This is a genomic window from Rubrivirga litoralis (assembly GCF_031846415.1).
GTDB classification, from domain to species: Bacteria; Bacteroidota; Rhodothermia; order Rhodothermales; family Rubricoccaceae; genus Rubrivirga; species Rubrivirga litoralis.
Genome location: NZ_JAVRHT010000008.1, coordinates 62,060 through 83,404, shown reverse-complemented (window position 1 = coordinate 83,404; position 21,345 = coordinate 62,060). Strand labels below are relative to the sequence as shown.

Annotated in this window: 21 protein-coding genes; 12 read left to right on the top strand and 9 right to left on the bottom strand. The window is 74.3% G+C overall.

Going from position 1 to position 21,345, the window contains the following annotated elements; translation table 11 throughout:
• Positions 1–79 precede the first annotated feature (79 nt).
• The 4 genes from RM540_RS05180 (at position 80) to RM540_RS05165 (ending at position 4,518) form a co-directional block, all read left to right on the top strand.
• Positions 80–1,249, top strand: coding sequence for a metal-dependent hydrolase (locus RM540_RS05180; RefSeq protein WP_311662479.1), 1,170 nt, complete (start codon positions 80–82; stop codon positions 1,247–1,249).
• Between the two features lie 76 nt (positions 1,250–1,325).
• Positions 1,326–2,012, top strand: a complete 687-nt coding sequence (fsa, locus tag RM540_RS05175; protein WP_311662478.1) for a fructose-6-phosphate aldolase — start codon at positions 1,326–1,328, stop codon at positions 2,010–2,012.
• Between the two features lie 195 nt (positions 2,013–2,207).
• Positions 2,208–3,584: an MBL fold metallo-hydrolase gene (locus RM540_RS05170; RefSeq protein ID WP_311662477.1), complete on the top strand. Its 1,377-nt coding sequence runs from the start codon at positions 2,208–2,210 to the stop codon at positions 3,582–3,584.
• A gap of 274 nt (positions 3,585–3,858) precedes the next feature.
• Entirely contained in the window at positions 3,859–4,518 is a 660-nt protein-coding gene (locus RM540_RS05165; RefSeq protein ID WP_311662476.1) for an MBL fold metallo-hydrolase, read from the top strand.
• 61 nt (positions 4,519–4,579) lie between these two features.
• Here RM540_RS05165 and RM540_RS05160 read toward each other — a convergent pair whose 3' ends face one another.
• The 4 genes from RM540_RS05160 to RM540_RS05145 form a co-directional block, all read right to left on the bottom strand.
• Positions 4,580–5,869, bottom strand: a complete 1,290-nt coding sequence (locus RM540_RS05160; protein WP_311662475.1) for a DEAD/DEAH box helicase — start codon at positions 5,867–5,869, stop codon at positions 4,580–4,582.
• 135 nt (positions 5,870–6,004) lie between these two features.
• Positions 6,005–6,379: a DUF5615 family PIN-like protein gene (locus tag RM540_RS05155; protein WP_311662474.1), complete on the bottom strand. Its 375-nt coding sequence runs from the start codon at positions 6,377–6,379 to the stop codon at positions 6,005–6,007.
• A 79-nt stretch (positions 6,380–6,458) separates the two neighbouring features.
• On the bottom strand, positions 6,459–6,698 hold the full coding sequence (locus tag RM540_RS05150; protein ID WP_311662473.1) for a DUF433 domain-containing protein: 240 nt from the start codon (positions 6,696–6,698) through the stop codon (positions 6,459–6,461).
• Positions 6,699–6,761: 63 nt separating this feature from the next.
• Complete coding sequence (locus RM540_RS05145) at positions 6,762–7,883, bottom strand: hypothetical protein (RefSeq protein ID WP_311662472.1); 1,122 nt, start codon at positions 7,881–7,883, stop codon at positions 6,762–6,764.
• Positions 7,884–8,385: 502 nt separating this feature from the next.
• Between RM540_RS05145 and RM540_RS05140 the strand changes: the two genes are divergently transcribed.
• Positions 8,386–9,630, top strand: a complete 1,245-nt coding sequence (locus RM540_RS05140) for a putative sugar nucleotidyl transferase (protein ID WP_311662471.1) — start codon at positions 8,386–8,388, stop codon at positions 9,628–9,630.
• Positions 9,631–9,786: 156 nt separating this feature from the next.
• Here RM540_RS05140 and RM540_RS05135 read toward each other — a convergent pair whose 3' ends face one another.
• The 4 genes from RM540_RS05135 to RM540_RS05120 all read right to left on the bottom strand — a co-directional run bounded on the left by RM540_RS05135 (position 9,787) and on the right by RM540_RS05120 (position 13,851).
• The gene (locus RM540_RS05135) at positions 9,787–11,472 is read right to left on the bottom strand and encodes a PP2C family protein-serine/threonine phosphatase (protein WP_311662470.1); all 1,686 of its coding nucleotides are present in this window, start codon (positions 11,470–11,472) and stop codon (positions 9,787–9,789) included.
• Between the two features lie 139 nt (positions 11,473–11,611).
• Complete coding sequence (locus tag RM540_RS05130) at positions 11,612–12,103, bottom strand: metallophosphoesterase family protein (protein WP_311662469.1); 492 nt, start codon at positions 12,101–12,103, stop codon at positions 11,612–11,614.
• A 390-nt stretch (positions 12,104–12,493) separates the two neighbouring features.
• Complete coding sequence (locus tag RM540_RS05125) at positions 12,494–13,432, bottom strand: hypothetical protein (RefSeq protein ID WP_311662468.1); 939 nt, start codon at positions 13,430–13,432, stop codon at positions 12,494–12,496.
• 164 nt (positions 13,433–13,596) lie between these two features.
• Positions 13,597–13,851, bottom strand: coding sequence for a hypothetical protein (locus RM540_RS05120; RefSeq protein WP_311662467.1), 255 nt, complete (start codon positions 13,849–13,851; stop codon positions 13,597–13,599).
• Positions 13,852–13,944: 93 nt separating this feature from the next.
• Between RM540_RS05120 and RM540_RS05115 the strand changes: the two genes are divergently transcribed.
• From RM540_RS05115 to RM540_RS05090, 6 genes are all read left to right on the top strand, one after another.
• A complete protein-coding gene (locus RM540_RS05115; protein WP_311662466.1) occupies positions 13,945–14,436 on the top strand; it encodes an NUDIX domain-containing protein in 492 nt (163 codons plus the stop codon).
• 34 nt (positions 14,437–14,470) lie between these two features.
• A complete protein-coding gene (locus RM540_RS05110; protein WP_311662465.1) occupies positions 14,471–15,613 on the top strand; it encodes a 3-keto-disaccharide hydrolase in 1,143 nt (380 codons plus the stop codon).
• 101 nt (positions 15,614–15,714) lie between these two features.
• Positions 15,715–17,712: an acetate--CoA ligase gene (gene acs / locus RM540_RS05105; protein ID WP_311662464.1), complete on the top strand. Its 1,998-nt coding sequence runs from the start codon at positions 15,715–15,717 to the stop codon at positions 17,710–17,712.
• A gap of 55 nt (positions 17,713–17,767) precedes the next feature.
• A complete protein-coding gene (locus RM540_RS05100) occupies positions 17,768–18,814 on the top strand; it encodes a serine hydrolase (RefSeq protein WP_311662463.1) in 1,047 nt (348 codons plus the stop codon).
• Between the two features lie 115 nt (positions 18,815–18,929).
• Positions 18,930–19,412: a hypothetical protein gene (locus tag RM540_RS05095; protein ID WP_311662462.1), complete on the top strand. Its 483-nt coding sequence runs from the start codon at positions 18,930–18,932 to the stop codon at positions 19,410–19,412.
• 120 nt (positions 19,413–19,532) lie between these two features.
• On the top strand, positions 19,533–19,799 hold the full coding sequence (locus tag RM540_RS05090) for a hypothetical protein (RefSeq protein WP_311662461.1): 267 nt from the start codon (positions 19,533–19,535) through the stop codon (positions 19,797–19,799).
• An 89-nt stretch (positions 19,800–19,888) separates the two neighbouring features.
• Here RM540_RS05090 and RM540_RS05085 read toward each other — a convergent pair whose 3' ends face one another.
• Positions 19,889–20,560: a Rad52/Rad22 family DNA repair protein gene (locus tag RM540_RS05085; protein ID WP_311662460.1), complete on the bottom strand. Its 672-nt coding sequence runs from the start codon at positions 20,558–20,560 to the stop codon at positions 19,889–19,891.
• Positions 20,561–20,795: 235 nt separating this feature from the next.
• Here RM540_RS05085 and RM540_RS05080 point away from each other — a divergent pair, with 235 nt between their 5' ends.
• Positions 20,796–21,341, top strand: a complete 546-nt coding sequence (locus RM540_RS05080) for a septal ring lytic transglycosylase RlpA family protein (protein WP_311662459.1) — start codon at positions 20,796–20,798, stop codon at positions 21,339–21,341.
• Positions 21,342–21,345 lie beyond the last annotated feature (4 nt).

Below are 21,345 nucleotides of genomic sequence, written 5' to 3'. Positions count from 1 at the left end.
CGCGGAGCGTTCTCCGCCCCGCTCCCCCGTACGCGGGCGGGGCGGCCACCGTCCGCCGCTCCCCACCCCGCCCCGCCGTTTGGACTCTCTGACCCAGGCCGTTCTCGGCGCCGCCGTCGGCGAGGCCGTCGCCGGGCCGCGCGTCGGGCGCCGCGCCGCGCTCTGGGGCGCCGTCGCCGGGACGCTCCCCGACCTCGACGTGCTCGCGTACCCGTGGCTGGACACGGCCGCCGAGCTCCACGTCCACCGCGGGCTCACGCACGGGCTCGCGTTCTCGTTCGTCGCCGGCCCCGTGCTGGGGTGGGCCGTGTGGCGGTTCGAGCGGTGGCGAGCAGGGCGAAGCCCGGACCGCCCCGGCGGTTTGCGCCCCGCCCGGTCGGCGGGGACGTGGCGGCTGTGGACGGCCGTCTGGTTCGCGGCGCTCCTCACGCACCCGCTCCTCGACGTGTTCACCGTCTACGGCACGCAGCTTCTAGCCCCGTTCTCGGACCGGCCGTTCGCCGTCGGCAGCGTGTTCATCGTCGACCCGCTCTACACGGTCCCGCTCGCGGGCTTCCTGCTCGCCGCGCTCGTCACGCGGCGGCCGGGGCGGCGGCGCGTGTGGGCGGGGTGGGGGCTCGCCGTCTCGACGGCCTACCTCGCGTGGGGGCTCGTGGCGCAGCAGGCGGCGCACCGCGCGGCGCTCCGCGCGCTCGACGCCGAGGGCGTCCGCCCCGCCCGCGTGCTGACGGCCGCCGCCCCGCTCACGACGCTCCTGTGGCGGAGCGTGGCCGAGGTCGAGACCGACAGCGGGACCGTCTACCTGACCGGCCTCCGCTCGCTCCTCGACGACGGGCCAGACATGACGTTCCGGGCGACGGCCGCGCGCCGCAACCTGCTCGCGCCCTACGCCGGGAGCCGCCCGGCCGAGACGCTCCGCTGGTTCTCGCGCGGCTGGCTCCGCGTCCGCCCCGCCCCGCCCGGTGCGGACAGCGCGGGCGGGGTGGTGGTGGCCGACGTCCGGTTCGGGCGGGCCGACGGCGACCTCGGCCCGAGCCGGGCGCCGTACCTGTTCACTTGGCGCCTCGCGCCCGCACCGGGCGCGGGCGGGGTGGCGATGGAGCAGGTGCCGTTCGAAGCCGACGTCTCGGCCGAGTGGCTCGGGCGGCTCTGGGACCGCGCCCTCGGCCGCCCCGCCCCGGCAACAAGGCCGATGGACGCCCCGCCCGCCGAGCGGCCGAGCGAGCGGCCGGGCGGGGCGGCGGAATAAAGATTCCGGGCGGGGCGGGACATGCCGGAGCGCTCGGGCGTAGGACCCAGACCGATCCACCCTTCCCCGCCCCGCCATGAAATTCTTTATCGACACCGCCGTCCTCGACGAGATCCAGGAGGCCCAGGACATGGGCGTCCTCGACGGCGTGACCACGAACCCGTCCCTGATGAAGAAGGTCGGGGTCAAGGATTTCCACGGCCACATCGCCAAGATCTGCGAGATCACGCCCGGCGACGTCTCGGCCGAGATCACGGCCGTGACCTACGACGAGATGATGACCGAGGCCCGCGAGGTCGCCCAGATCGCCGACAACGTCGTGGTCAAGGTCCCGCTCACGCTCGACGGCATCAAGGCCATCAAGACGCTGACCGAGGAGGGCATCCCGACCAACTGCACGCTCTGCTTTAGCCCGACGCAGGCGCTCGTCGCCGCCAAGGCCGGGGCCACGTACATCAGCCCGTTTATCGGCCGGCTCGACGACATCTCGTCGAACGGGATGCACCTGGTCAAGCAGATCATCGAGATCTACGACACCTACGACTACGAGACCGAGGTGCTGGCCGCCTCCATCCGCCACCCGATGCACGTCGTCGAGGCCGCCGAACTCGGCGCCGACGTGGCGACGATGCCGCTCAAGGTGATCAAGCAGCTCCTCCAGCACCCGCTGACGGACGCGGGCCTGAAGAAATTCCTCGACGACTGGAAGGCGCTCCAGGGCGCCGAGGAGCCGGCCAACGGCCAGGTCCACCGCGAGGCGTAGCCGCCCCGCCCGCGGGGTCCGGCGTCGCGTCGGCCCGCATTCGCCGCCCCGCCCTCGCCGCCCCGCCCTCACGACGAGGGCGGGGCGGTTTGCGTTGGCGCCTCCGGGCGGGGCGGAGCGGCCCTGAACGAACCGAAAGTGCGAACACCGGGCGGGGCGGGAGCGGTAGTCTCTGCCTTCTACGAGCCTCTACGAATGCGTTACCTCTCCCTCGGCGACACCGACGAGATCGCCGCGAGCTGCCACCACGTCACCTTCGGCGGGACGGGCCTGGTCCTCGACGCCGGCATGGACCCCGACCTCGACGGCTACGCGGCCGTCCCCCCGTTCGAACTCCTCCGGGACCGGCCGGTCGACCACGTCGTCGTCACGCACGCGCACCACGACCACCTGGGCTCGCTCCCGGTGCTGACCCGCGAGGTGCCCCACGCCCACGTCCACATGTCGCGGCCGACGGCGCTCCTGGCCGAGATGCTCTTGCCGTCGTCGGCGCGCCTCCAGAAGCGGCGCATCCGCGAGGGGTCGTCCGACGCGGCGCCGGTGTTCGACGTCGAGACGGCCGAAGCGCTCAGCTACGTCTACGAGACCCACAGCCTCGACACGCCGTTCGACCTGGCGGGCCTGAAGGCCGAGGGGCCGCTCGCGGGCACGTTCTACCACGCGGGCCACGTGCTCGGCGCCGTCGGCCTGCTCGTCGAGGGCTACGAGAACGGCGAGCGCCGCCGGCTCTACTACACGTCCGACACGAGCGTCCAGCCCCAGACGATCCTCCCCGAGTCCGACGTCCCCGACGGCCCGGTCGACGTCATGCTCCTCGAGTCGACGCTGGGCGCCGACCCCGAGGCCGAGCGAACGACGCGGAAGAGCGAGGAGAAGCGGCTCGGGCGGGAGATCCAGAAGGTGCTCGGGCGGGGCGGCGTGGTCCTCATCCCGGTCTTCGCGCTCGGACGGAGCCAGGACGTGCTCGCCATGATCGACCGCTTTAAGCGGCGCGGCATCGTCGACGCCGACGTCCCGATCTACACGGCGGGCTCGATGCGCGGCGTGGCCGAGGTCTACGACAAGACGCGCGAGTCGACGCCGCGGCTGGACCCCGACTTCGAGGTCTACGGCGTCGACCAGGAGCGGTACCCGCGCTCGCAGAAGAAGAAGAACGCGGCGCTCGCGAAGCCGGGCATCTTCGTGCTCACGTCGGGCATGCTCTTCGAGCGAACCCCGTCGTACGACCTCGCGCAGCAGCTCGTGGCCGACGAGCGCCACGGGATCTTCTTCGTCGGCTACTCCAAGGAGGGTTCACCGGGCGAGCGGCTCCAGGAGGCCGCCGCGACGGGCGGGACCATGACGTTCGACGACGGCCCGCTCCCGGTCCGCGCCCAGGTCGAGCGGTTCCGGTTCTCGGGCCACGCCCACCGCCGCGACCTGCTCACGCTCGTCGACCGCGTCCAGCCGCGGACGATCGTGCTCGTCCACGGCGAGACGGCGGCGAAGGAGTGGATGCGCGACGCGATCGAGGAGGAGTACCCGGACATCGAGGTCATCATCCCCGAGCAGGGGCAGGAGCTGGAGCTGTAGCGGTGGCTGGGAACGGGCTGAGGGCGGGGCGGCGTCCTTTGACCGCCCCGCCCGGGCCGACGTGTACCGGGCGGGGTGGCCTCAGCACCGCCCCGCCCGTAGAGAACCGGGAGCGGGGCGGCCGCATCTTGGGCTCGCCGCCGGTCCTGCCGCCCCGCCCCAATGCGGACACCATGCATGGTGTCCCTACGGCTACGGCCCCGCCCCGCCCTTCGCGTTGGGCGGGCGGGGCGGCGTCCCTTCCGCGTTCCGCGTTCACCCTTCCACATTCACCATGCCTCTCACCGTCCGCTCGTTCGTCGTCAGCCCGTTCGCCGAGAACACGTACGTGCTCTCCAGCGGCGGCGAGGCCGCGCTCGTCGACCCGGGGACGGCGACGCGCGAGGAGCGCCGGCAGGTCGAGGACTACCTGGAGGCCGAGGGGCTCGCGGTCCGCCACCTGCTCCTCACGCACGGCCACATCGACCACGTGTTCGGGGCCGCCCACTTTGCGCGCACGCTGGGCGGGGCGGCCGAGCACGGGGGCTGGCAGATGCACCCAGCCGACGGGCCGCTGCTCCAAAACGCGCCGGTCCAGGGCGAGAGGTTCGGGGTCCGCGTGGACGCCCCGCCGCCGGCGGCCCACGACCTCGCCGACGGCGACACGCTCACGGTCGGCGACACGACGCTCCGCGTGCTGCACGTGCCGGGCCACTCGCCGGGGTCGGTCGCGTTCTACGACGAGGCCGGCGGCCAGCTCGTCGGCGGCGACGTGCTGTTTCAGGGCTCGATCGGGCGGACCGACCTGTGGCAGGGCAGCATGGACACCCTCCTAGCCTCGATCCGCGACCGCGTGCTCACGCTCCCCGACGAGACGGTCGTCTACTCGGGCCACGGCCCGGCCACGACGGTCGGCGCCGAGCGGCGGGCGAACCCGTTCCTCCGCGACCTCTAGCCGCCCCGCCCGCGGACACGGCAAGCCGTGTGTCCCTACGATGGCCGTGGGGGCGGGGCGGTCAGCGGCCGCCGGAGGGGCCTCGGCGGCCGCGCTGGGCCTTGGTGCTCCCCTTCGGCTTCGGGCCGCCCCGTCCGTGCTGCTGCTTCTGGCGCGACTTGTGGCCCTTCGGGTTGGAACGGCGCTTGGCCGTCTCCATCGCTTCGGCGAGCTTCGGCGCCTCGAAGCCGTCGAACGTGGCCGGCTCGATGGGCTTGCCCGTGTGCTTCTCGATGGCCCGGAGCTGGTCGCGCTCCTTGGCCGAGACGAACGTGATCGCGTCGCCCGTAGCCTCGGCGCGGCCCGTCCGCCCGATGCGGTGGATGTAGTCCTCGGGCTGGCCCGGCGCGTCGAAGTTGACGACGTGCGAGACGCCGTCGATGTCGATCCCGCGCGCGGCGATGTCGGTGGCGACGAGGACGCGGAACTGGCCGCCCTCGAACCCCTTCAGCGCCCGCTGCCGCTGCCCCTGGCTCCGGTTCGAGTGGATGGCGACGGCCTTGTAGCCGGCCCGATCCAGCTTCTTCTTGATCCGGTCGGCCCGGTACTTGGTCCGCGAAAAGACGATGACGCGCTCGACCGGCTCCGTGTCGAGAAGGTGGTGGAGGAGCGCCTGCTTTTCGGCCTCGGCCACGTGGACCGCCCGCTGGGCGACCGTCGCCGCCGGGTCGCGCCGCTCGCCGACCTCGATGGTCTCGGGCTTGTAGAGGATGGACCGGGCGAGGTCCTGGATCGCGGGCGGCATGGTCGCCGAGAACAGCATGGTCTGGCGCTGCTCCGGAACGGCCGCCACGATCTTGCGGATGTCGCGGACAAAGCCCATGTCGAACATCCGGTCAGCCTCGTCCAGAACCAGGATGTCGACGAACGAGAGGTCGATCTCCTTCGTCCCCACAAAGTCGAGGAGCCGACCCGGCGTGGCGACGACGACGTCGACCCCGTTGCGGAGGGCCGTCCGCTGCCCGCCCTTGCCGACGCCGCCGTAGATCGTCGCGCTCTTCAGCTTCGTCGCCTTCCCGTAGGTCTGCACCGCCTCCTCGACCTGGATCGCCAGCTCGCGTGTGGGCGTGACGACGAGCGCGCGCACCGGCCGCTTCTTGCCGCCCACCGGCTCGCGCACGAGGTAGTCGAGGATGGGGAGCACGAACGCGGCCGTCTTGCCCGTCCCCGTCTGCGCCACGCCGACCACGTCGACGCCCTTCAGCGCGTGCGGCAGCGTGGCCGCCTGGACGGGCGTGGGGTCGGTGTAGCCCGCGTCGCGGACGCCCTGGCGGACGGGCGGGGCGAGGTCGAAGTCGTCGAAAGAGGCCATGAGGACAGGGAAGAGGACGCGGCCAAGGTCGCTGCGGGGGCGGGGCGGCGCCTCTGCCCGGCCTTCTTCCACCCCGCCCTCGGCGCACGCAGCGAGACGGGTTTTCTGTAGGGCGGGGTGGCCGCCCCGCCCACCCTACTCGGGCGCAGTGGACGGCGGAAGCGGCTGGTGACGAACGCGGCCATTTCGATACGTCACGTAGCTCTCGCCCACGCGGACGCCGTCGAGCGCGAGGAGCTGCAAGACGACGCGGGCTGTCTCCTCTGCGTCGCTCTGGATGAACCGGAGGTAGATCACGCTGGGCGGTGGCGGATCGCCGTCTTTGAAGATCCGCTCTCCGATGTCGCTGTCGAACGTAATGAGCGCGCGGCCGAGGCGACGCGCGAGCCGGATCACGTCGGGGTCGTCGAGGCCGGGGTGCGTCTCCAGCACGGAGACCACGTCGAGTCCTCGGTCTCGTAGGAGGAGGATGCTCAGAAGGGAGACGTTCTCATCGGCCAGGAGCCGCATCGGGTCAGTAGCAGGGCGCTCAACGCTACCGCTCCACCCCGCCCTGCGTCTAGCCGGACAGGTGGTTTAGGTCCAAGCGTTAAATGTCCGCCCCGTTCTCTGGCACGAGCCGCGTGTCGGCTGCGGCGTCGTGCGCGAAGGCGAAGACGGCCCGCAGGTCCTCAACGGTCAGGTGTGGGTAGTTCTCCAAAACCTGCTCTTGCGTCCACCCTACCGCGAAAAGCTCCAGGAGGAACGCGACGCCCATACGCGTTCCCTTGACGCGGGGCTTGCCCCCGATGACGTTCGGGTCCGAGTCAATGTAGTCGTGCCAGTCCATGCCGGTCGTGTCGGGCGGGGTGGCCCAGGATACGCCGCCCCGCCCCGGCGGCTCCCCGCCCGCTCAGGCCACGTCGCCGGCGACGTCGGCGGCGGTCGCGCCGGAGAGGAGCTTGAGGCTGGCCGGCTCGGCCCGCTGCTGGAGGAGCTCGAGCGAGTGGTGGACGAGCTCGCCCATCGTGTCGACCCGGTGGAAGCCGGGGTCCCCGTAGTGCCGGGCGAGCGCGGCGCCGAGCCCGTCGACGTAGTCGGGCGGAGCGATCAGGTCCTCGCGCATCACGTCCATGAGCGCCTCGTACCGCCCCGCCCCGACGCGGAGCCGCCCCGCCATGAGCGCCCGCTCCTCACGCTGGTACTGGTCGACGGTCCGCTCCGTGAGGTGCGTCAGGCCGAGGGCGATGACCGGGTTGTTCTGCGAAAAGAACTGCGGGAGGTACACCTTGCGGGCGGGGTGGTGGCTCTGCTGGTCGAAGTCGACCGGCCGCATCCGGTAGTGGAGCTTCTCGAAGTCGGGCGTGATGTCGACGACCCAGTTGCCGGCGTGCATGTCGCCCAGGAGCCGCACGAAGCACCGCTCGTTGAACTTGACGAACTCCTTGGCGAGCCGGACCTGGTCGAAGCGGTTGTCGGGGAGCTGCTCGCGGATGAAGGCGTCGCCGGGGAGCCCGACGATGTGCTCCTCGACGATGGTCTGGTCGCGGAGCTCGGGGCCGTCGACGCGGGCCAGGAAGTTGATCGAGTTGGGCGAGAGCACGTGCTCCAGCTCCAGCCCGTACACGCGGCTCGCGTCGGCACGCTTGACGTAGAAGTAGTCGAAGTTCTCGTTCAGCCGGTTCACGATCCGCACGCGGAACGGGAGCGTGTTGCCGTAGAGGCAGAGGTCGACGCGGTCGACGTAGAGGTGCTCGACGGTCGAGAGGTCGCCGGCGGACTTGAGCAGCGCGTACGTCTCGCGGAGGGCGTCGTGGATCTCGGCGTGCTCGGCGTTGGCGTAGTAGACGGTGCTCCAGAGCGTGTCGTCGCCGAGCTCGTCGTAGAGCGGGGCCTGCCCAGCGTAGCGGCTGAGGTCGTCGTAGCTCACGCCGCCCTCGGCGCGCCGCCCGTACTGGCCGAGGTAGTCGGCGAGGTAGTCGGAGACGGCGTAGGCCGGCTTCTTTCTCGAGATCAGGTTGGGGCGGGGCTCCATGTGTCGGGTGGGGCGGCGAGCGGCGAGCGGCGAGCGGCGAGCGGCGAGCGGCGAGCAAAAGATGCGCCACCCCGCCCGCGCCCGAGGTAGACGCCGTAGGGGCGACCGGCGGTCGCTCGTGGGCGGGGCGGGCAAAACGGACGGAGCAGACTCGTAGGGACACCACGCGTGGTGTCCGCATTCGCCTAGCGACGCGCCGCGGGCGGGGCGGCGCGGCTCGCGTCGTCCCCCCATCCCCTCTTGGCTACGCCGACGCGGCACGGTGACCAGAAGGGGGACTGCCGCCGCCTCGTGCGGGTTTCGATGCCGCCCCGGACCGCCCCGCCCCCGCGGACACGACAAGCGGTGTTCCTACGAATGCCCGCCTCCGGTCTGTACACGGATGGGGCGGGGCGGATCAGGTACCACCCCGCCCATGGGCGCCCGCCCCGCCCTACGACCCACGGGCGGGGCGGCCAGTACTTTTCGCGGCGCCCGCCCTCTCCCCCCACCCCCATCTCCTATGACCCTCTGCCCGTTCGAGGACGCCCGCGTCGGGCACCTCGCCCCGCTCGCCCTCACGCGCGCCGCGTTCGACCTCCGCGTCGGCGCGCGGACGCTCCTGGAGACGCTGGCCGCCGCCTTCCCGCACGACCGGCTCGCGCTCCACACGCGGGCGGCCGTGGCCGGCGTGACGGCCGAGGAGCACCCAGGCGTGCCGGTCCGCACGGCGCCCTCCGGGGCCACGCTGTTCGTCAACGGCCGGTGGCTCGCGCGCGGCGGCGACGTCGTGCGGGCCGTCCGCCAGGCCGCCGCGGGCGGGGAGGCGCGGGCGTTCACGCAGGGCGACACGCTCCTCGCCCTGTTCCACCCCGCCCCGCCCGCCGACCTCGTGGCGACCGACGCGCTCGGGCTGTTCCAGACCGAGGGGCTCCCGCAGGAGCGGGTCGAGGGCGAGACGCTCGTGACGCACCTGTGGGACCTTATCGCGGACCTGGGCGACCGCATCACGCACGACCTGGAGGCGATGGGCGGACTGGGCCAGCACGCGGGCCGCGTCGAGGGCGGGGCGGTCCTGGTCGAGCCCGAGCGCGTCCACGTCGGCGAGGGCGCCGTGGTCCGCGCCGGGGCCGTGGTCTCGGCCGCGGACGGGCCGGTCTGGATTGGCGAGGGCGCCGAGGTCGGCGAGAACGCCGTCGTGCGGGGGCCGGTCTTTTTCGGGCCGAAGGCGGCTGTGAAGCCGGCGGCGCGCGTGGACGAGAGCGCCGTCGGGTTCCGGTCGAAGGTGGGCGGGGAGGTCCACGGGAGCGTCGTCCACAGCCTCTCGTCGAAGGGCCACGACGGGTACCTCGGCAACAGCTACCTCGGCCGGTGGTGCAACCTGGGCGCCGACACGAACACGTCGAACCTCAAGAATGACTACGGCGAGGTCACGGTCTGGGACGCCGTGGCCGGCGACTTCCTCGCGAGCGGGCGCCAGTTCGCGGGCCTCTTCATGGGCGACCACTCCAAGTGCTCGATCAACACCATGTTCAACACGGGGACGGTCGTCGGCGTGTTCTGCAACCTGTTCGGGTCCGGCTTCCCGCCCCGCCACGTGCCCTCGTTCGCGTGGGGCGGGGCGGATGGGCTCGCGCCGTACCGGACCGAGAAGGCGTTCCGCGTGGCCGAGGCCGTCATGGCCCGGCGCGACCGCCGCCTCTCGAACGCCGAGCGCACGCTGCTCGCCCAAATCGCCGCCGAGAGCGGGATGAGGGATGAGGGATGAGGGATGAGGGATGAGGGATGAGGGATGAGGGATGAGGGATGAAAGGTGCCGGGCGGGGCGGGGTGACGCAACAGGTCAACCAACTGTTTGACAGAAACTTTTCCACCCCGCCCAGCCGGCCACTTTCCACTTTCCACTTTCCACTTTCCACTTTCCTCACCCCACCATCCGCACCGCCACCAGCGTGAGGTCGTCGTTGTCCGCCGCCCCGCCCGCAGCCCAGGCGTCGACGCCGCGGAGGACCGTGTCGAGGAGGCCCGCGGCGTCGGCCGCAGCATGGCCCGTGAGGAGCCGGTCGAGGCCGACCGTCTCCAGCTCCTCGCCCCGCCCGTCTTCGGCCTCGGTCGCGCCGTCGGTGTAGAGGAGGACCGTATCACCTAGCCCGAGGTCGACCTCCCCCTGCACGAACTGGGCGCCGTCGAGGACGCCCAGGAGCGGCCCGCCCACGTCCAGCGGCTCGACCGCCCCGCCCGCGCGGAGGAGGCGGGGCGGCGGGTGCCCGGCGACGACGTAGCGGAACCGGCCGCCCCGCCCCGCCCCGCCCGAGCCGGGCGGGGCGGCCTCGACGATGCCCCACGCGAGCGTCACGAACTGGTGCGGCTCGGTGCTCTGCGCCACGAGCCGGTCCAGCCGGGCCGTCGCCGCGGCGAGGTCCGGGCGGGGCGTTTCCAGGTCGGGGCGGAGCAGGCGGAAGCCGGCCTGGAGCGTGGCCATGAGCAGCGACGCGCCGATCCCCTTGCCCACGACGTCGGCCACGGCGACGAGGAGGCGGCCGTCGCCCAGGTCAGCCACCTCGTACGTGTCGCCCGAGACGTCGCGGCTGGGCCGCCACCGCGCGGCCACGTCGAGGCCCGGCACGCTGGGGAGCCGGGCCGGCAGGAGGCGGACCTGGACGCCGCGGGCAAGCGCGACCTCCGCCTCGATCCGCTCGCGCTCGATCCGCTCGCCCAGCCGGTCCGCCGTCTCCAGCGCGCCGACGGCGAGCGCCGCGAGCGCCGCCGCGAAGTCGGCCGCGCCCTCGTCCAGCTCGCCCGCCGCGCGCGGGCCGAGCAAGACCACGCCGCGCGACACGTCGCCGGCCCGCAGCGGGACCGCCCACCGCCACCCCGCCCCCCAGAGCGGATCGGACGGGTCGAGCGCGCGCGGAGCGCGAAGGTCGGCGAGGCGGCACGGGACCGGAAGCGCCGCTCCGCCCGCGCCGCGCGAGAACGTGACGTCGAGCGCGGCGTCGCCCTCGCGGTCCGAGTCGCACAGGGCGACGGCGAACCGGGCCACGAGGAGCTGGCCCATGAGCGCGAACCCGAGCCGGTTCAGGATCGCCTCGCGGTCGAGCGCGCGGCCGAACGCCTGCGACAGCTCGAACAGCGTCCGCAGCTCCTGCGCCCGCGCCTCCTGCCGGCGGACCGCCTCGGCGAGCGCGGCCGCCGCCCGCCCCGCCCGGACCGACGCGGCCGTCGCGCCGGCGAGCGACCGCGCCACGCCCGTCTCGGCCGGCGCGTACGGCTCGCCCGAGAGGCGGCCGCCGAGGGCCACGAACCCGAGCGCGTCGCCCCCGTGGCGGAGCGGGAGCACGAGCGCCGACGCCTCGGGCGGGGCGGCGTCCAGGCGGTCGCCCACGGCGACGGGCATGCCGCCCTTCGCAGCCACGACGCGGAGCCCGCGGCCGTCGTCCAGGGCGGCCACGCCGCGCGGGGCGAGCAGCCGGCTCATGAGCGTGAGCAGGAGCGCCTCGGCCTGCTCCGCCGGGTCGAGCGCGGCGTCCAGGTGCTCGTCGTCCGGCCGCGCCTCGGACGGGCGGGGCGGGGCGGCGTCGGGCCGAGCAGCGTCGGGCGGGGCGGGCATCCGGTGGGTCGGTGGGTCGGTGGGTCGGTGGGTCGGTGGGTCGGTGGGTCGGTGGGTCGGTGGGTCGGTGGGTCGAAGATGCCCGCCCCGCCCCCGTTCCGCAACGGGCGGGGTGGCGGCGCGGCCCGGAGCGGCCGTCTTACTCCTCCAGGTGGATCACCTCCGCCCCGCTCATGGCGCCGTCCTCGATCGTCAGGCGGACGCACGTCTTGACCTGGTGGAACCCCTGCCGCCCCGCCGCGCCGGGGTTGAGGTAGAGCATCCGCCGCAGGGTCGGCACGCGCTCGATGCGCAGGATGTGGCTGTGCCCGCACACGAAGAGGTCGGGCGGGTCGGCGCGGAGGGCGGGGCCAATTCCCTTCGCCCACCGCCCCGGCCGCCCGCCGATGTGCGTCATCCACAGCCGCACGCCCTCCACCCGGATGCGGACGTGCTCCTTGAACCGCCCCCGCACCGGCGGCCCGTCGACGTTCCCGTACACGCCGACGACGGGCGCCATCTGCTCCAGCCGGTCGACGACCTCCACCGGCCCCACGTCGCCGGCGTGCAGGATGAGGTCGACGTCTGCGAACACGTCGTCCAGCTCGGGGTGGTAGTAGCCGTGGGTGTCGGAGACGATGCCGATGCGCATGCGGAAGGTGGAAGCCGGAAGGCGGCAAGATCACCGCCCCGCCCCGCTCGTGCCGCGGGCGGGGCGGCCGGGTTGCCCCCGAGTTGTCCACCCCGCCCAGGCAGCGAGGGCGGGACGCCTACCCCGGACACGACGCGTCGTGTCCCTACGGGTGCCTACCGGCGGGCGGGGCGAGGTTGGGCGGGGCGGCGCCTTCTCCAGCCGCCCCGCCCGCCCGACAACCACCCCTCCCCCCTCCTGACCAGGAGGGGAACTGATGCCGCCTCGGGACAGCAACGTGCCTGCCACGACCGCCCCGCCCTTTGGGTCCGCCCGCTGCTCGCCGCACGCTGCTCGCCGGCCCACGGGGCGGGGCGGACCAAAACCGGCGCCGCCCTGCTCGCTCATCCCTCATCGCAGCGTGAGGCGGAGGCCAAACTGGATGCGCTGGAGGCGGCGGCCGGGGAGGTCCGCCGGGTCCTCGGCGTCGTCCCAGGTGACGACGGGGACGCTCACGAACGGGGCCGCCTGGTACTTCGGCCGGCTAAACTCGATGCCCGCCCGGAGCCAGCCGGCCGCGGTCCGCACCCGCCGCTGCTCCGCGCGCGGCGCCGGCGGGCCGTCGTCGCCGGCCTCGTTGCGGACGCGGGACGGGACGACCGAGTAGCTGCCGCCCTCGGCCACGAGGCCCAGAGAGAGGCGGCTGCCGGCGGGGTCGAACAGGACGTTGTAGCCCCACCCCAGACGGAGCTCCTGCCCCACGAGCCGCTCGCGGCGGGGATCGGCGGGGCGGTCGGCCGAGGCGCCAAGCAGCGGCTCGGTCGTCTCCTCGGTCGCGAGGCTGTACCCCGTCCGCACGCGGCGGGCGCTGGCGGAGAAGTCGTTGGTGACGGCCGGCGAGAGCGCCGTCGTCGAGAAGAAGGCGACATCGGTCTGGCGGAACCCCAACCCGCCCTCGCTGGCCGGGTCGACGGCGAGGCGCAGCGCGAAGTCGGTCCGCTCGCTGTTCCAGTACGGCTTGACGACGACCCAGCTCAGCCCCAGCGGCCCGCTCTGGGCCGCGCCCGTGAGGTCGGCCACGAGGGCAAGGTCAACTCGCGGGAGGACGGCGTAGTCGAGCCGGGCGGCGAGCGAGAGGTTGCCAATCGGGGCCGCCCCCACCTCCCCGCCCCCCAGGGCGCGGAGAGCGGCCTCGCCCGAGAGCGCGAACCCGCCGTAGAAGGCCCGCCGCGCCGTCTCATTCCCGTACGCCGGATCCAGCGTCTCAAACCCACCCTGCGCCGCCACCGGCAGGGCGCTGCCGACGAGGGCGAGAGCGAAGGCGACGCATCGGAGCGGGGCGGACGGCATGGCAGCGGGGGCCGGCGGTGCGCCACCTTACGGGTCCGCCGGGTGTTGCGCAAGCGACCAGCGACGATTCGCGCCTCGCCGAGCCCGCCGCTGCGCCCTCGCCGGGCGGGGCGGATCGACCGCTCAGCCGCCCCGCCCCATCGAGCGGGGTGGCGCGCTCCGCGTCAGCGGCCGTCCGGCGGGTCCGCGTCGCGGCGGGGCGGGGACAGCGTGGGCACGGGGTCGGTGGGGGCGCCGTCACCGGAGACGCCCTTGCCCGCGTCCGGGCGCTGGCGGCGCGCGACGGCGTCCTGCGTCCACTCGTCGGCGACCCGCTCCTCGCGGCGGAGGAAGCGGTAGACCGGGTAGAGCAGGATGAACGCGAGGCCGACGAAGCCGACGAACGTGACCGCGACGACGAGGTAGATCTGGGTGTCCATGGGGCCGAACCCGAGGGGCGGGGCGGAGCGTGTGAACCCGGCGCCGGCGGTTCCGTTCTCCCGCCCCGCCGGACCTGCCCGACCGCCCCGCCCGTGCCCGCCGTCTCCGCCCACGCCGTCGACGTGTACCCGTACCGGCACCCGCCGAGCGCCGCGGGCGGGGCAGAGTGGCTCGTCCTGCGGCGCGCGGCCGGCCGGCCCGACGCCGGCGCGTGGCGGATGGTCGGCGGCAAGGTCGAGCCCGGCGAGGCCGCGTGGCAGGCCGCCCTCCGCGAGCTTGCCGAGGAGACCGGGTGGCGGCCCGGAGCCGGTCTGGTCGAGGCGTGGGCGCTCCCGTCCGTCAACGCGTTCTACGAGTGGGCCGAGGACCGCGTCGTGCTCGCGCCCGCGTTCGCGGTGCGCGTCGAGGGCGAGCCGACGCTCGACGGCGAGCACGACGGGTGGGCGTGGCTGCCGGCCGAGGCCGCCGCCGCGCGGCTCGCGTGGCCCGAGCAGGCCCGGCTCCTCCGCCTCGCGGCCCGGCTCGAACGGTCGCCCCGCCCCGCCGCCTGGGGCCTGCCCCTGGAACACGGGCGGGGCGGGTGACGGCGTATCCTCCGCCTCACCCTGCCCGGCCCCCGTGCTCCTCCGCCCCGCCCTCGCCCTCGCCGCCGCCCTCGGGCTCGGCGCCTGCGCGACGACCGCCCCGCCCCCCGCGCCCGCCATGCCCGCCGACGAGGGCGCCCCGCCCGCCCACACCCTGCCGTGGCGCCAGCACGACGTCGATCGGCCGGCCCCGCCGCGCGTCGAGCCCGCCGCGTCCTACGCCGCCCCGCCCGCCGACGCGACGGTCCTGATCCCGGCCGACCCGTCCGGCCCGGCCGCCCTCGCGGCGTGGGAGGCCCCCGACGGGAGCCCCGCCCCGTGGCGCGTCGAGGGCGGGGCGGTCGTCGTCGAGCCCGGCTCCGGCCCGATCCAGACGACGGAAGACTTTGGCGACCTCCAGCTCCACGTCGAGTGGCGGGCCGCCGACGAGCCGGCCAAGACGGGCCAGGACCGGAGCAACAGCGGCGTCTTCCTGATCGACGGCCGCTACGAGGTCCAGATCCTCGACACCTACGACAACGCGACCTACCCCGACGGCATGGCCGGCGCCATCTACGGCCAGTTCCCGCCGCTCGCGAACGCGCTCCGGCCCTCGGGCGAATGGCAGGCGTACGACGTCTTTTTCCGCGGCCCCCGCTTCGGCGAGGGCGGCGTGCTCGAGGAGCCGGCCCGTCTCACGGTCCTCGTCAACGGCGTGCTCGTGCAGAACAACGAGCTGCTGCCGGGCATGACGATCTGGCTCGAGTCGCTCCCCTACGCGCCGCACCCGCGCGCGGGCGCGATCCAGCTCCAGGACCACGGGAGCCCCGTCCAGTTCAGGAACCTGTGGGTCCGCGAGACGCCCGACCGCCCCGCCCCGCCCGCGGGCTACGCGCAGGTCGACGGCGTCGACCTCACGGACGCCCAGTACGACCGCCTCGTCGGGACGTACGACCGCGACAACAACGAGGGCCAGTTCGTCATCGAGCGGACGGACGACGGGCTCGGGCTGTCGATGCCGTGGCGGCCGGGCGTGCTCCGCATGGTCCCGACTTCGCCGAGCACGTTCAGGCTCGCCCACACGGCCGGCCGGCTCACGTTCGACGTGGGCGCCGACGGCCGGCCGGCCGGGCTCACGTTCGACATGGGCGGGGGCACTTACCGCGCCGCTCCGGCGGGCGGGGCGGCCGGCGGGTAGGCGGGGCGGGCTCGGAGCCACCCCGCCCACCTTGCACATTCCGTGAAGGGGCGGTAGCGTGAGCGGACCGCCACCGCCCCGCCCTCACGGGCCTGCCCGCCATGCCCGACGAACGAGCCGTCTACCCCCCCGCCCCCGCCGTGCAGGCGCGGGCGTTCGTGCCGTCGATGGCCGACTACGAGGCCACCTACCGCCGGTCGGTCGAGGACAGCGACGCGTTCTGGGCCGAGCAGGCCGGGCGCCTCGACTGGGTCACGCCGTTCGAGACCGTCCAGGACTGGAGCTTCGAGCCCGGCGATGTCCACATCAAGTGGTACGAGGGTGGCGTGCTCAACGCGTGCTACAACGCCGTCGACCGCCACGTCGAGGCCGGGCGGGGCGGGCGGACCGCGTTCCTGTTCGAGCCCGACACGCCGGGCGACGGCGACCGGACGATCACCTACTCCGACGTCCACGCCGAGGTGCAGCGGCTGGCGAACGTGCTGCGCGACCGCGGCGTCGGGCGGGGCGACCGCGTCACGATCTACCTGCCCATGATCCCGGAGGCGGCCTACGCGATGCTGGCGTGCGCGCGCATCGGGGCCATCTTCTCGGTCGTGTTCGCCGGGTTCAGCCCGAGCGCGCTCGCGAGCCGGATCGAGGACTGCGACTCGGACTTCGTCATCACGGCCGACGAGGGGCGCCGGGCGGGGCGGCGGATCGCGCTCAAGGCGAACGTGGACGCGGCGCTGCGGGGGTGCCCGGGCGTCCGCCACGTGCTCGTCGTCCGCCACACCGGCGGCGACGTCGCGTGGACCGAGGGCCGCGACGTGTGGCTGGACGAGGCCCGCGAGACGGCCGCGGCCGCGTGCCCCTGCGAGCCGATGGGCGCCGAGGACCCGCTCTTCGTCCTCTACACGTCGGGCTCGACGGGTACGCCCAAAGGCGTCGTCCACACGACGGGCGGCTACTGCGTGTGGACCTCGCTCACGCACGAGCTCACGTTCGATTACCATGCGGTCGAGGGCGGGGCGGCCGGCGACGTCTTCTGGTGCACGGCCGACGTGGGCTGGATCACCGGCCACAGCTACATCGTGTTCGGCCCGATGATCAACGGGGCGACGCAGGTCTTTTTCGAGGGGACCCCGACCTACCCCGACGCCGGCCGCTTCTGGGAGGTCGTCGAAAAGCACCGCGTCACGCAGTTCTACACGGCCCCGACGGCCATCCGCGCGCTCATGGCCAAGGGCGACGAGCCCGTCATGCGCTCCGACCGCTCGTCGCTGAAGGTGCTGGGGACGGTCGGCGAGCCGATCAACCCCGAGGCGTGGCGGTGGTACCACGAGGTCGTGGGCGAGGGGCGGTGCTCGGTCGTCGATACGTGGTGGCAGACCGAGACGGGCGGCCACATGCTCACCCCGCTCCCGGGCGCGACGCCCGAAAAGCCGGGGAGCGCGACGCGGCCGTTTTTCGGGGTCGTCCCCGAGGTCCTGAGCCCGGACGGCGAGCGGCTCGACGGCGAGGCCGAGGGGCTCCTCGTGATCGCGCGGTCGTGGCCGGGCCAGGCGCGGACGGTCTACCGGAACCACGACCGCTTCGTCAACACCTACTTCACGGCCTTCCCCGGCCGCTACTTCACCGGCGACGGCTGCCGCCGCGACGCCGACGGCGACTATTGGATCACGGGCCGCGTGGACGACGTGCTGAACGTGAGCGGGCACCGGATGGGGACGGCCGAGGTCGAGAGCGCGCTCGTGCTCCACGAGGCCGTCGCCGAAGCCGCCGTCGTCGGCGTCCCCCACGACATCAAGGGGCAGGGGATCTACGTCTACGTCACGCTCGTCGAGGGCGCCGACGCCACCGACGCGCTCCGCGACGAGCTCCGCCGCCACGTCCGCGCGACGATTGGGCCGATCGCGACGCCCGACTTTGTCCAGTTCGCGCCCGGCCTGCCCAAGACGCGCTCGGGCAAGATCATGCGCCGCATCCTGCGCAAGATCGGCGAGAACGCGCCCGACCAGCTCGGCGACACGTCCACGCTGGCCGACCCCGACGTGGTGGCGTCGCTCGTCCAGAACCGCCGCAACCAGCCCGAGGGGGACGACTCGCCCGTCCTCTAGCGACAGCAACCGGGGCGCCGCCCCGCCCGGCGCGGGAGCCCCGCGCACCTTCTCCGTGCCCGCCCCGCCCGTCCGCTACGCGCCCCTCGCCTGCCTGCTCCTCGTCGCCGCCGGGTGCGGGCGGGGCGGGGCGGACCAAGTCGGTGAGGCCGCCCCTGTCGAGACCCCGGCCGCCCTCGTCGATTGGGCGCACACACACGACGGCGCCTCGCTCGTCGTGTGGGACGTGGCCGGCGACTCGGCCGTCGTCGACGTCCGCGGCGACGTGCGGCGGCCCGTCGCCGGGCTGACCGGCCTGCTCCTGGCCGCCGAGCTCGCGCGGCGGGCGGGGAGGTCGCTGGACACGGCCGCCGTGCTCCCGGCCTCGGCCGTCGAGCGGCGGCGGCTCCCCGGCGTCGACCCGCCCCGCCCGGACGCCCGGGCGTCGTCGCTGGCCGGCCTCGCCCGCCGGGCGCTCGCCGGCGACCGCGCGGCCGCCGACGTCCTCCTGTCGACGCTCGGCCGCGAGGCGACCGGCGCGCTCCCCCACCGCCTCGGTCTGGACGAGCTAGACGCCCCGCTCCCGCTCGGCGGCCTCGTCCTGGCCTGGGCGCCGGCCGACCGGCCGGGGCCGCGCGAGGCGCAGCTCGCGTCGTTCCTCGCGCTCGGCCGCCCCGCCCAGCGCGATTCGGCGTTCGCGCGGTCGCGGGCCTACGTCAAAAGCCCGTCGTACCGGGCCGCCGAGCGGGCTCGGTTGGAGCGGGGCGGGTTGGGGCTCAGCCCCACCGACCGGCGAGCGGCTGCGCGCGCCACGCTCCCCCAGGGCACGGCCCGCGCCTACGCGCGGCTCCTGGCGCGAGCCGTCCGCGAGGACCTGGTCGACGCGGACGTGTCGGCTGCCTTCCTGGACCTCGTCCCCCGCCCCGCCCGCGACTCGCTCGGGGAGCGGGGCGGTCTGCGGCTCGGCGTGGCCGAGGGCGTGGTCGACGGCGTCGTGGGAGCGGCGGCCGTCGCAGAGCGGGGGCGGGGCGGGCGGATCGCGGTCTTGCTCGCCGATGACGGCGTGCAGGACGCGTCGGCGCTCCTGCTCGACCTCGCGCGGGCCGACTCGCTCGGCGAGTAGCTGCCGCTTCAGGGGCCAAATCGTGAAAAGACGGTGACGCTAGATCAGAAGATGGTACCACCCTGTTTATGCACTTAGGCCCCCTAGGGCTCGCTCTTCACCCACCCCCACCCCCATGACTCGCTCTCTCCTTCTCCTGGCCCTCGCCAGCACCCTCCCGCTCGCCGCCTGCGCGACCGACACCGAGCCCACCGACGTTGCCGTCGTCGAGCCCGGCGTCGTTACCGAGCCGGCCCCGGTCGTCGACGACCCCCTGGTCGACGACGGCATGATGACGACGGACGTGACCGCTCAGGGCACGCTCGACGCCGTCCCGGCCGGCGGCCTGACCGAGATGGCCCCGGCTACGGCCATCGGCAACATCGACAGCTGGATCGCCCAGCTCGACGGCGCCACGTTCACCAACTCCACGGAGATCCGCCAGGGCCTCATGACCCTCAAGGACCAGCTCCAGGCCAGCCCGATCGACGGCGCCGCCGTCGGCGAGACGCTGACGAACCTCGGCACCTGGACGGAGCAGGCCGCCGGTGGCGATGCCTCGCTCACGCAGCTGGGCCAAGCCCTCGCGTCGGCCGGTCAGAACCTGACCGCTATGTAAGCGGCACCCGCCGCTCGCTCGTCGCGGGGCGCCCCTCACCCGGGGGCGCCTCGCGTCTGTTTGGGGCGGATCTCCCGCCCCGCTCGACCCGTTCTGCGCCCTCACCCACGCTCTCTCGCCATGCCCCGCCTCGCCCTGCTCCTGCTGGCCGCCGCCCTCCCCCTCGCCGCGTGCGCCGACGACGAGGTCCCCGCTGTGGATCCGGTCCCCGACGCCACGCCGGAGCTCCCCGACCCCGACCCCGACACGATCCTCGACGTCGACCCGCTCTCGCGCCAGGACGGGCAGACGTCGGACGACACGTTCGACGAGAACGAGGTCGGCCAGGACATCCAAGACCGCCCGCTGGACGGGCTCGACGAGGCCGCCCCGCCCGACAGCCTCTGACGCAGACCGCCCCGCCCGACGGTGCGGGCGGGGCGGGAGACGTTTGACTGGCGGAGCCGCCGTCCTACTGGGCGCGTCGGCTGGGCGCTCTAGAACCCCGGGTCCGGCGCGCGCGAGTCGCCGTCGCCGGAGGACGGGGCGGGGCGGACGATCCGGCGCTGGCCGCTCCGCGGGGTAGGCCGAGACGGACGCGCCGGCTCGCCCCCGGTGGGCGCCGGGCGCTGCGCCGGGGCCGACCGCTGCGGCGAGCGCTCGCGCGGCGCCTCGGCGGAGGGCGGGGCGGAGCGGCCGCTCGGTGCCCCCGCCCCGCTCGACGGCAGGTACTCGCGCGGGACGCGCGGCGCCTCGGCAAACCGGCCGCGGTCGTCGAGCCGCACCCACGTCGCGGGCAGGTCGTAGAGGTAGCGGCCGACGCCCCACTGCACGGCCGCGCGCTTGGTGGCGCCCGACAGGCCGCCCTTGACGGCCTCGACCTGCGAGTTGTCGGCGCCGTCCCACTTCGTCACCCACTCGGCCGTCCCGTCCTCACGCTCGACGCGGACCGAGATTCCGCACAGGACGCCGCCGTCGGGGCCGGCCGTGAACTCGTTGCGCCAGTCGGCCGGGCCGCACACGTCGTCGAACCGCTGCTGCACGGCGCGGCTGGTGAGGTAGGCCATCGCCAAGCCTTTCGACTTGTCGCGGGTCGTAGCGCCGGGCTTCCACTCGATGTCGGCGGGCGGGAACGGGGCGGCGAGGCGGGAAAGGTCGGACGCCTTCATGGGATCGGGGGAGGGTCTGCCGCAAGGTCGGGCGGGGCGGAGACAGCCGAGTGTCACAGCCTCCGTATAAGCGTGTGAAGCGCCCGTCTGCCGACGCGGGCGGGGCGGGGCAAGACCCCGCAGGATGGCAGGGGCGCTGCCAAGGCCGCACGACGAGCCCGACGACGTGTCGGTCTTTCACCGCGGGTTCGTCCGGCGCGAGATTGGAACGGTCTCTGCGACGGTTGCCCGCGTTATGCAGACTGTTTCCCCGACTCCCGCCCTGTCCACCCCGCCCCGCCGCCTCCGACGGCTGCGGAGCCGGCTCCGCACTCCGCGACGGCGGACGCGTGCGGCGACGGGCCTCGCCGTGCTGGCGACCGCCATCGCCTTTCGTCCCCAGCCGGCCCCCGAGCCGGCGGCGCCCCGGGCCGAGCACGCCGCGGCCCCTTCCGCCGCCCCGCCCGCGCGTGAGGCGCCGGCCGTCTCGCACGTCGAGGGCGGGGAGGCCAGCTACTACGGCGACGAGCTCGCCGGCAACCCCACGGCCAGCGGTGAGCCGTTCGAGCCCGACGCGCTGACGGCCGCCCACCGCTCGCTCCCGCTCGGCTCTCGCCTCCGCGTGACGAACGTCCACACGAACGAGAGCGTGGTCGTCCGCGTCAACGACCGCGGGCCGTACGCTGAGGACCGCGTGCTGGACTTGTCGGAAGCGGCGGCCCGCGAGATCGGCATGGTCAAGCGCGGAACGGCGGACGTCCGCCTCGAACTGCTGTCGTCGCGCCGGGCCGTACGCGGCTAGTACG